The sequence below is a fragment of the Nocardiopsis salina YIM 90010 genome, from assembly GCF_000341025.1.
Classification (GTDB): Bacteria; Actinomycetota; Actinomycetes; order Streptosporangiales; family Streptosporangiaceae; genus Nocardiopsis; species Nocardiopsis salina.
This window is the reverse complement of record NZ_ANBF01000250.1, coordinates 1-2,446: the sequence shown is the minus strand read 5'-3', so window position 1 is coordinate 2,446 and position 2,446 is coordinate 1. Positions and strand designations below refer to the sequence as shown.

Genomic DNA, 2,446 nt, shown 5'->3' with positions numbered 1-2,446 from the left:
CCCCCGCCGAGACCCTGCGTTCCGACCCCGGTATCGCCGGGGCCTTCGCCCACTACGACCGGCTCACGACCGCCGTGGTGGCCATCGGCGGGTGGGACGCGCGCAACTCCACCGTGTACCAGGCGCTCGGCACCGAGGCGCGGGAGCGGTACAGCGCGCTGGGGGTCTGCGCGGAGATGTCGGCGCAGCTCTTCGATTCCGAGGGCAACCAGATCCACAGCGACCTGGCCGAGCGCATCATCAGCGTACGGGCCGAGCAGCTGCGGCGGGTCCCGGAGGTCGTCGCGGTCGCGGGGGCCGGGGACGCGGCCAAGGCGCGGGCCGTGGGGGCTGCGCTGCGCAGCGGGTTGGTGTCGACGCTGGTGACCGACAGCGAGGTCGCGCGCGTGCTGTTGTCCGAGCAGGGACTCGGCGGGGAAGGCGGGGCCGTGGGAGCCGGGGACGCGGGCCCCGAAAAGACCTGAAGCCAGCGGTTGACCTCAATCTAGCTTCAGGTCGAAGACTGGTGCGCATGACCACCGCAGCAGTCTTCAGCCGCTACGCCGACCTGCCCGCGCTGATCGGCCTCATGGAGGGCGACGAGAAACACTCCGAGGCCGCTCACTCCACACTCGACGTCATCTGGACGCTCTACGACCGCGTCCTCCGGGTCTCTCCCGAGACCGCGGACTCGCCCGATCGCGACCGGTTCCTGCTCTCCAAGGGGCACGGGCCCGCCGCCTACTACGCCGTGCTCGCGGCCAAGGGGTTCCTCGACGTGCCGACCCTGCGCATGTGGGGCACCTACGACTCGCCGCTCGGATTCCACCCCGACCGCACCCTGGTCCCGGGGATCGAGATCGGCAGCGGATCGCTCGGACACGGCCTTCCGCTCGCCCTCGGAAGCGCTCTGGGACTGCGCGCCCAGGGGATACGCCGCCCCGACGGGACCGAACCCCGTGTCGTCGTGCTCGTCGGCGACGGGGAACTGCAGGAGGGCAGCAACCACGAGGCCATCGCCGCCGCCGCGCGTCTGAAGGCCGACAACCTGACCACCGTCGTCGTCGACAACCGGTCGGCGGCCCCGCCCTGGCCCGGCGGGGTCGGGACCCGCTTCGAGGTCGAGGGGTGGGAGGTGCGCAGCGCACGCGGGCGACACCACGACGCCGTGCACCGCGCCCTCACCGACCCGCACCCGGGCCGGCCGCTCGCCGTCGTCGTCACCACCCCGTCCGAGAGCTAGGGAGTCTCGCCGTGAACGCACCCGTGAAGACGCAGATCCCGGCCCAGAACATGGACATCCACAAGGCCTCCGGCGCCTCGATGCGCGAGGCCTTCGCCGCCACCGTGCGCGGGGCGCTCGACGACGACCCCCGGGTGGCGGTCGTGCTCGCAGTGATCTCCGGGGACAAGTTCCGCGAGTCCGGAGCGCGCCACCCCGGCCGGGTCATCGACGTGGGCATCCGCGAGCAGGCGCTCGTCGGGGTCGCCGGCGGGCTCGCCCTCACCGGTGTGCGCCCGATCGTGCACAGTTATGCGCCGTTCCTGGTGGAGCGGCCGTTCGAGCAGCTCAAGATCTCCCTGTCGCACCAGGGCGTTGGCGCGATCCTCGTCGGAATCGGGGGGTCCTACGACGCCTCCTTCGCCGGCCGGACCCACCAGGCCCCCGGTGATGTCGCCGTCCTGGACAGCCTGCCCGGATGGGCCGTCCACGTGCCCGGCCATCCCAACGAGGTGCGGCAGCTGCTGCTGCAGGAGATCCCCCTCGACCGGCCCGTCTACCTGCGCCTGTCGTCGGAAGCCAACCGCGCGCCCGTGCCCGTATCGGAGAAGCTGACCGTCGTACGCCGGGGGTCGGGACGCTCCACCGGCGTGGTGGTCGCTGTCGGTCCCATGCTCGACCGGACCCTGGAGGCGACCGCCGGCCTCGACGTGACCGTGGCCTACGCCTCGACCGTGCGGCCCTTCGACCGCGAGGGGCTGAACCGGATCGTGGCCGCCGCCGGCAGCGCCGACGTGCTCGTTGTCGAGCCCTACTTGGAGGGCACCTCGGCGCACGAGGTCTCCGCGGCGCTCGCCGACCGCCGCCACCGGCAGCTCGGTCTGGGGGTGTCGCGCACCGAGGAGCTGCGCGCCTACGGAACCCCGGAGGAGCACGCCCGCGCCCACGGCCTCGACACCGAGGGCATCGCCAGGGCCGCGCGTGACTTCTTCCTGGTGTGACCGGGCCACGCCGGGTGCCCCGGCAGGGGCGGGCACCCGGCGTGGCCTGTCCGTGCCGTCCTCGTCGACTTGCTGAGTGAACGCGGATCCCCCGATGTCTGCGTCGGATGTGCGGACGAACGGTCGTCCCCCCGACGGGCCCTGACCCTTGCGGTGCCCGCTGGGAGGGGCGGCCGGTGGGGTCTCTGTGGGCCGACGGGCAGGGCTGTTTCAAAGTCGGGGTTGTGAGACATCAGCACTGATC

At 72.5% G+C, this 2,446-nt stretch carries 3 protein-coding genes; all 3 read left to right on the top strand.

Features of this window, described 5'->3' with window-relative positions; all coding sequences use genetic code 11:
- A partial coding sequence (locus tag D474_RS30235; protein ID WP_017616541.1) for a sugar-binding domain-containing protein occupies window positions 1–464 on the top strand: 464 nt, incomplete at its 5' end.
- A gap of 47 nt (window positions 465–511) precedes the next feature.
- Entirely contained in the window at window positions 512–1,222 is a 711-nt protein-coding gene (locus tag D474_RS0126715) for a thiamine pyrophosphate-dependent enzyme (RefSeq protein ID WP_017616540.1), read from the top strand.
- Window positions 1,223–1,302: 80 nt separating this feature from the next.
- Window positions 1,303–2,202: a transketolase family protein gene (locus D474_RS0126710; RefSeq protein WP_026118831.1), complete on the top strand. Its 900-nt coding sequence runs from the start codon at window positions 1,303–1,305 to the stop codon at window positions 2,200–2,202.
- Window positions 2,203–2,446 lie beyond the last annotated feature (244 nt).

Coding starts and splice junctions, on each gene's coding strand:
- D474_RS0126715 (WP_017616540.1), top strand. CDS start 512: ATGACCACCGCAGCAGTCTTCAGCCGCTACGCCGACCTGCCCGCGCTG.
- D474_RS0126710 (WP_026118831.1), top strand. CDS start 1,303: ATGCGCGAGGCCTTCGCCGCCACCGTGCGCGGGGCGCTCGACGACGAC.